Source organism: Streptococcus mitis, from assembly GCF_001074635.1.
GTDB classification, from domain to species: Bacteria; Bacillota; Bacilli; order Lactobacillales; family Streptococcaceae; genus Streptococcus; species Streptococcus mitis_E.
Window position 1 is genome coordinate 1 of record NZ_JUQO01000229.1, and the last position, 8,154, is coordinate 8,154.

2 protein-coding genes are annotated in these 8,154 nt (G+C 38.3%); both read left to right on the forward strand.

Translation table 11 applies throughout. The annotated features are described in order from the left end of the window. Positions 1 to 180: hypothetical protein (locus tag ADI58_RS11455; RefSeq protein WP_204373719.1), on the forward strand; the 180-nt coding region annotated here is incomplete at its 5' end. Next, positions 150 to 8,154, forward strand: an 8,005-nt coding sequence (locus ADI58_RS09980) for a Rib/alpha-like domain-containing protein (protein ID WP_049522474.1), incomplete at its 3' end; no start/stop codon positions are given. The genes ADI58_RS11455 and ADI58_RS09980, both read left to right, overlap by 31 nt.

Below are 8,154 nucleotides of genomic sequence, written 5' to 3' on the forward strand. Positions count from 1 at the left end.
GTGATAGCTGTGATAGCTGTGATAGCTGTGATAGCTGTGATGTTATTAGCAAATGGTAATCATCATGGTAGTTTTTATAGTTTGACTCCTGATAAGTGTCCAGCTATAGAAATTGCTTTTTTTATATTAAATTATCCCGAGGAGGAACGATGGAAAACAAATCGAATTCAAATAAGGTAAATCGACAGCGACGTGAAAAGGTACTGCGCTTTTCGATTCGTAAATATAGCTTTGGTGCTGCTTCAGTAGCTGTTGCGGCATTGATGTTTTTGTCTGGGCATCAGGCTGTTCGAGTTGAGGCTGCTCAAGTTTCAGATACGACTGAAGCACCGGTTATACCAGATAAAGAAGAGGCTCATACTGCTACAATAGTAGATTTGCCTAAAACAGAAGATTCTCTAACTACAGGTAAAGAAGAAAAATCACCAAACACTGCTGAGAATCCAGCTGAGACTTTATCTGAGAAACTACCTGAAACTTCAACTGAGAATGCATCTGAAAACGAGACCACTGCCCTTGATAAAGAAGTAGTTGAAAAACAAACATTAGATAAGACTAAATTACAAGCTAATATTACAAAAGTTCAAGAACTCTTGGATAAGGTCAACAAGGAAAAAGCTCCAGCTTCAACCCTTGCTGCAATCCAGGCAGATTTAGAAACAGCTAATAGTGTGCTTAATAACAATAGTCTTGAATTAACACAAGCTGAAATTGATGCAATCGCTAAAAAACTTAATGAGAAGATTTTTGTCTTATCTTCGATGCCTAAGATTAATGCGCCTAAGAAGGTTTTAAAAGAAGGTGAAAATACGATTGCTAATACTGGATCTCGTGATTCACGTAATGGCGAAACCATGGAAGAAGGATCTGATCTTCGCTCAGCACCCATTGATAAGACGACTAAACAAGGGAGTCTAGGGATAGTTGTAGCAAATTCTGGATTTGTTACAGGATATGCAACACCATCTTCGACAATTGAAATTAAGAAAAATGGGAAAACGATACTGACTTCTAAATTAGATGATACAGGAGCCTTTAAATTAAATGCCCCAGGTATTGAAGTTGGAGATAGAGTTGACTTAGTAGTGAATGGACAAAGTGTTTCTAATACTACTGTAAAGAAAACAGATACAGTATCATTCAATGATAGTTTAGCTGGTATTGCTCAAGTTGACGGATATACAGCGGCAGAAGCTGATGTGGAAGTATCAATTGGTGGAAGAAAATACACAACTAGATCACAATCAAATGGATACTTCACTGTCAATGTTGATACAAACTTAATGAAAAAAGGTGCCGTTATTACAACTGTCGTTAAAAAGAATGGAAAAGAAGTAGGTTCTGGAACAAGTACAGTTCGTGAAACAAGAAAGACAGACTTCGGTGTTGGTTGGATTAAAAACCCAATGCTTAACTATTCAGAGCGTGATGTATTCTCGCCAGATACCAAGCAATATGCCTTCGTAAGTAAAGGAACTGCTGACCAAGCGTATGACAATATTCGTGTGTATCGTGAAGAACGTATCGAAAAAGATGGGAATAAATATTATTACTGGATCTTAGATTCAGGTCCAGCGGAAAATGCTCAGGCAGGATTATCTAAGAAAATTTCACTTACGATTCCTCGTACTGTAGGAGATCCGTATGACTTCACTTATACAAAATATCAAGGCGGAAAACAAAACTTCCATAAGGAATATCCAAATGCGACAGCGTGGGAACATGAAAACTCTAATTATCGTGCTTATGTTAAAAATGGAGAACGTCGTTCAGGAGCTTCTTACACGGAGAATTTAGGCTCTTGGATGGATTATGCTCATCCAGATAATACTTGGTGGAGAAATATTTATCGAGACTCTAGACAAGATGGTACCGATCGTAATAAAGATGCCGCTTCTCGTGTAAAAGATATGTATGGTATTACAACGGGTGGTCTGATTTACAACCTTGGTAGAGGTGTTATTGAAGACAAAATGAACGTAGTTGCTGGACAACGTACAATTATCACTTTCAAAACAAAAATTCTTGAAGGGGATGAACTAGACCAAAGCATTATGTCGGATTGGAATAATAAAGATAAAAAAAATCCGATGCTTGCTGATATTAAAAAGCGTTTAGCAAACGATCCATACCTAGCATATGGTGGATATACAGACCTTGGTTATGTTCGATATAGAGAGGGTCAAAATGCCATTATCGGTACTTTACCACTGAAACCAGAAGAAGCTGCTAAATATGACTTAAAACCAAAAGCTAAGGAACAACGTACTAAAGTAGGCGTTATTCCAGATGCTTACAATAGTATTGCGAATCCAAATGAATTACCTGCGGGTACAACTTATCGTTGGTTTAAAGATCCAGATGTATCAAGACCTACAGCGCCAAATGCACCTGTGTATGGTAAAGTGGAAGTCATTATTCCAGAACGTGGAACATTTATTGTTGATGCACCCGTTCATGTTGTAGATGACAAGGCTGCAAAACCAATTGCGACGGCTAAGGATAATGGGGATGTAACTGCAAAACCACAAGATTCTACAAAAGTAGATAAAATCAAAGTAAGCTTTACAGGTGAAGATAACAAGCAAAAAACAGCTGAAGGAAATAAAGGAACAAATGGTAAATGGACTGTCAATAATCCAGATGTGCGAATTGATGCAAATAATGGTGAAATTACAATCCCAGCCAATAAAGTAAAAGACTTAACAGAAGTAACTGCTATTACGAAAAATGGAAATGGTGCGGATTCAGATCCTGCAAAAGCAATTGCAAAAGATGTTCAAAAACCACAAGCTACACTAAATGGTGTTCCTTTAACAGAAACAGCTAATTCACCAATCTTTACAGTCTATCGTGGTGCTGAATTTAACCCTGAATTGAAAGTATGGGATAACTCAGGTACCATCTCAAAAGTAACAGTTGGAAATCTTCCGTATGGAGTAAGACCTTCTAGTTTTACAGCTCAAACGGGTAAAGATGGAAGTTCAGAAGATAAGAAGTATACAACTCGCTTATCTTCAGGAAGTGTGGTAGATACTCAAACATTAGGAGAACATATCGGAACTCTTCATGTAGAGGGAAGCAGTGCAGCTGATAGCCGTGACTTGAAATTCAAGTACCGTGTTGTGGATATTACAACTAAAAATCTTGAAAATGGTATCGCAAAAGTTCCAGTAGGCTCAACTCTAAATGTAGAAAATAGCCGTACAAATGTTGATGCTCATAATTACCTTAAAGTAGTAGATAGCAACGATCAAAGAGACCGTGGAAACAGTTATTTACCTCAAGGTATGGTATGGACATGGAAATCTGGAGATAACTTAGATTCAGGTACTACATTAGATAATTCAGGTAAATATACAAGAAATGCAGTAGCAAAATTCCCAACTGGTGCCAATTCTTATACAGATACGAATAGTACAACTAGAACAACATTTGCCCCAGCTGAAATTAAGCGTCAAGTAGTTCTTGCGGTAACACCGACAGCACCTAGCGTAGTGGCTAATAAAGATGGTAGCGTGGAAATTACACCACCAAAACGTCCAAATAGCAACAACCCACAAGATATCGATACGATTACATTGACTTATACTCCAACAGGAAAAACAACTCCTGAAACTGTAAAAGTTACAAAAACAGGGAATAACTGGACTGTAAATGGTAAACCAACGGATAAAGTATCTGTGACACCTCAAGGAGTAGTAAAAATCGCTGACCTTGAAGTAGCAGATGGTAAAGAAGTAACTGCAAAAGTGTCTAAGACTGTCGATAACAATGTAGTTCTTGAGAGTCCAGTAGCTAAACAAAATGCAAAAGATGCTCAAAAACCAACATTAACAATTACACCGTCAAGTCAAACAGTCGTTGAAGGTGGAAAAGTAGAATTTACAGTAACAGCAAAAGATAATACTTCTGTTACATTGGATGCTTCTGATTTCTTAACGAAATACCTTGGTCGTGTGAATGCAGGTAAAGCAACTACTACACCAGTAAAAACAACTGAAACAGAAAAAGTTGTTCGTATTTCAATTACGACTTCAGCTGAAGATATCGGTAAACAAAATACGATTACATTTAACGCTGCAGATAATGATGGAAACAATGCAGATCCAGTAAACTTCAACTTTACGGTAACAGCACGTGATACAGTTGGACCAACAATCACAGCAAATGGAGCAACGGTAACGAAAAATGAGCCAATTGCACCTATTTCAGTAACAGCTGTGGATAATCCAGGCGGAGTAGGATTACGTGATAAGAATCCAATCGAAGTAACTGGATTACCAACAGGATTAACGTATGCGAATAATCGAATCACTGGAACGCCAACAGCAGGAAAAGGGGATTACCCTGTAACGATTACAGCGTATGACAAGAATGGAAACCATACTACATCTAATATTACGATTAAAGTTCAAGAACAAGCGGATAAATACAATCCAACTGGAGAAACATTAACAGTAAATCAAGGACAAGCCATTTCAGATGATGCAGTAAAAGCTAAAGTGAAAAACTTTGTCCCAGGTACACTAACTGTTCAAAGTAAACCAACTTCAACAGCAACAGCAGGTTCAGCAGGAAATGCAGTTGTTAAAGTGACTTACCCAGACGGTTCACATGACACAGTAACTGTTCCAGTAACTGTAAGAGACGTGACAGGACCAACGATTACAGCAGAAGAAACAACTGTAACGAAAAATGAAGAAATCACACCAATTCCAATTACAGCTGAAGATAACGCAGGCGGAGTTGGAATGCGTGAAACAAATCCAATTACAGTAAGTAATTTACCATCAGGATTAACATATTCAAATGGAAACATTACAGGTAAAACTTCAGCGAGAAAAGGGTTCTATACATTAACAATTACAGCGTATGACAAGAACAATACACCTTCAACGAAAAAAGTTAAAATTAATGTCCAAGAACAAGCTGACAAGTACACTCCAACAGCAACGGAATTAACAGTCAACCAAAATGAAGACATTACAATTGAAAAATTAACTCCTAAAGTAAACAATCCTGGAAAAGGAACACTTTCACTTGTAAGCAAACCATCAACAGCAACAGCAGGAAAAGCAGGAAATGCAGTTGTGAAAGTAACTTACTCAGATGGATCACATGACTTAGTAACTGTTCCAATTACAGTAAAAGACGTAACAGGTCCAACTATTACAGCCAATAATGCTACAGTTACAAATCGTGAAGACATTACGCCAATTTCTGTAACGGCTAAGGATAATACGGGCGGAGTTGGAATGCGTAAAACAAATCCAATCGTAGTAACAGACTTACCAGAAGGATTAACATATGCGGATGGGAAAATTACTGGTAAACCAACTGGAACAGCAGGTGAAAGTACAGTAACCATTACGGCATATGATAAAAACGATAATCCGTCAACAACTACGATTACGATTACCGTACAAAGCCAAGCGGATGCTCATAATCCAAGAGGAGAAAGATTAACGGTTGATCAAAATCATGTGATTGAAGATTCAGAAGTGATCGCTAAGGTGAAAGATTACGCACCAGCAACTCAATTGACAGTTAAGAGCAAACCAACAACAGCAGTTGTAGGAAACCCAGAAGATGCGGTAGTCACTGTAACGTATCCAGATGGATCATTTGAAGATGTAAATGTACCGGTAACAGTACGTGATACGTCAGTAGCTGATACTACAGGTCCGACAATTACAGCCAATGGCGCAACTGTAACGAAAAATGAACCAATTGATCCAATTTCAGTAACTGCTGAAGATAACCCAGGCGGGGTTGGAATGCGTGATAACGATCCAATCGTAGTAGAAGGTTTACCGAACGGATTAACATTCAAAGATGGAAAAATCACAGGAACACCAACAGCTCCAGCAGGCAATTACCCTGTAACAATAAAAGCATATGATAAAATCGGTAATGAAAGTGAAGCCCCAATTAAAATTACGATTATTGTTCAAGAGCAAAAAGATAAGTACACTCCAACAGCTGAAGGCTTAACAGTAAACCAAGGTCATGAAATTACAGATGACGAAGTGAAAGCTAAAGTAAAAGATTTCGCACCAGGTTCACTAACAGTTACAAGTAAACCATCAACAGCAACAACAGGCAATATACCTAATGCAGTAGTAACAGTTACGTACCCAGATGGATCAAGTGAAACAGTAGATGTACCAGTCACTGTAAAAGACGTAACAGGCCCAACAATCACAGCTGATGGAGCAACAGTAACTAGAAATGAACCAATTACACCAATTCCGGTAAACGTAGCGGATAATGAAGGTGGACGAGGATTACGTGAAGAAAATCCAGTAGAAGTAACAGGCTTACCAGATGGCTTAACTTATGCAAATGGAGAAATTACAGGAACACCAGCTAAAACAGCTGAAAAAGGGGATTATACTGTAACGATCAAAGCAACCGATAAAGATGGTAACTCTACAGAAAAACAAATTACAATCACAGTTCAAACTCAAGCGGATAAATATACTCCAACAGGAGACGGTCTGAAAGTTGATCAAGGTCATACGATTACAGATGATGAAGTAACAGGTAAAGTGAAAGATAACGGTCCAGGAGAGCTGACTGTTACAAGCACACCATCAACATCAACATTTGGTGATGCAGGAAATGCGATTGTAAAAGTAACGTACCCAGATGGTTCAACTGATGAAGTGAAAGTACCAGTAACTGTATCAGACGTAACAGGACCAAAAGTTACAGCTGATGGAGCAACAGTAACGAAAAATGAACCAATTACACCAATCAAAGTCACTGTAAAAGACAATGAAGGTGGACGTGGATTACGTGAAGAAAATCCAGTAGAAGTAACAGGATTACCAGATGGCTTAACTTATTCAAATGGAGAAATTACAGGAACCCCAACAGCACCTAAAGGTGATTACCCTGTAACGATTAAAGCGTATGATAAGGATGGTAATGAAACAACTGAAATAATCACAATCAAGGTCCAAGAACAAGCGGATAAATATACTCCAACAGGAGACGGTTTAACGGTTGATCAAAATCATGTGATTGAAGATTCAGAAGTCATTGCTAAAGTAAAAGGTAATGGCCCAGGAACCGTTACAGTTGTAAGTAAACCATCAACAGCTACAAAAGGTAAAGTTGGAGATGCGGTTGCTAAAGTAACATATCCAGATGGATCAAGTGAAGAAGTACCAGTACCAGTAACTGTAAACGATGTAACAGGCCCAACAATTACAGCTGAAGGTGCAACCGTAACGAAAAACGAGCCAATCACTCCAATTCCAGTAACCGTAACGGATAACGAAGGTGGATCAGGCTTAAGAGAAGAAAATCCAGTAGAAGTAACAGATTTACCAGAAGGATTAACTTATGCAAATGGAGAAATTACAGGAACACCAACAGGAAATAAAGGCGACTATACTGTAACCATCAAAGCGCATGATAAGGACGGCAATGTAACGACACAAACGATTACGATTACAGTCCAAGAACAAGCGGATAAATACAATCCTAAGTATGATGATGGAACTGGAATTCCAGGAGCTAAGGTTGAAGTACCAGTAAAAGAAGAAGCTGGTAAGACAATTCCAGAAGGAACTAAGTTTGAAAGTTTAACACCAGGAATCACAGTAGATGATAAAGGAAAAGTTACTGTCACAATTCCAGAAGACAAGGAACCAGGAGACGAAATCCCAGGTACGATTAAAGTAACGTATCCAGATGGATCAAAAGAAGAGGTACCAGTTAAAGTAACAGTAACAACTCCAGATAGAGATATCTACACTCCTAAATATGATGATGGAGAAGGTAAACCAGGTGGCACAGTCGAATTACCATTAAAAGAAAAAGATGGTAAGACAATTCCAGAAGGAACTAAGTTCGAAAGTTTAACGCCAGGAATCACAGTAGATGATAAAGGTAAAGTAACTGTCACAATCCCTGAAAACAAAAATCCAGGAGATGAATTCCCAGGTACAATCAAAGTAACGTATCCAGATGGATCAAAAGAAGAAGTACCTGTAAGAGTTACGGTAACTAATAAGGACAAAGATAAATACACACCAGAGTACGATAAAGGAAATGGTAAACCAGGTGGCACTGTCGAGTTACCATTGAAAGAAAAAGCTGGCAAAGAAATTCCAGAAGGAACTAAATTCCAAAGTGATA